1 protein-coding gene is annotated in these 612 nt (G+C 64.9%); it reads left to right on the top strand.

Annotated elements, in window-relative coordinates:
- A partial coding sequence (locus tag PKF00_RS44915; RefSeq protein ID WP_271223756.1) for an IS3 family transposase occupies positions 1–571 on the top strand: 571 nt, incomplete at its 5' end.
- Positions 572–612 lie beyond the last annotated feature (41 nt).

The raw sequence follows: 612 nt of genomic DNA, 5'->3' as shown, positions 1-612 counted from the left end.
GTGCGCGCCCTGTCCGCTCGACCGGGTAAACCGCCAGATCCAGCCACAGGCGCCGAACCGGCTCTGGGTCTCGGACTTCACCTATGTCGCCACCTGGGCGGGCTTCGTCTACGTCGCCTTCGTTATCGACGCCTATGCCCGGCGCATTGTCGGCTGGCGGGTCAGCCGCACGGCCCATGCCGGCTTCGTGCTGGACGCGCTCGAACAGGCGATCCATGCGCGGCGGCCGGTCGGGCAAAGCGGGCTCGTCCATCACTCCAACCGCGGCAGCCAGTATGTCTCGATCAAATATAGCGACCGTCTGGCCGAGGCCGGGATCGAGCGGTCCGTGGGCAGTGTCGGGGACAGTTACGACAATGCGCTCGCGGAAACCATCAACGGTCTCTACAAGGCCGAGGTGATCCACCGGCGCGGGCCATGGCGCTCCTTCGAGGACGTCGAATACGCCACGCTGGAATGGGTCGACTGGTTCAACAACCGGCGCCTGCTCGAACCCATCGGCAACATCCCGCCCGCCGAAGCGGAGGAACGATACTACGCAGAACTTGAAGCGGCCGGCATGGCCGCATAGGACTCAAACAAAATAGCCTCCGGGAAAACCGGGGCGGATCA

Source organism: Streptosporangium carneum (genome assembly GCF_027922005.1).
GTDB lineage: Bacteria > Actinomycetota > Actinomycetes > Streptosporangiales > Streptosporangiaceae > Streptosporangium > Streptosporangium carneum.
The sequence above is the reverse complement of the archived record's forward strand: the minus strand, read 5'-3'. Positions and strand labels throughout refer to the sequence as shown.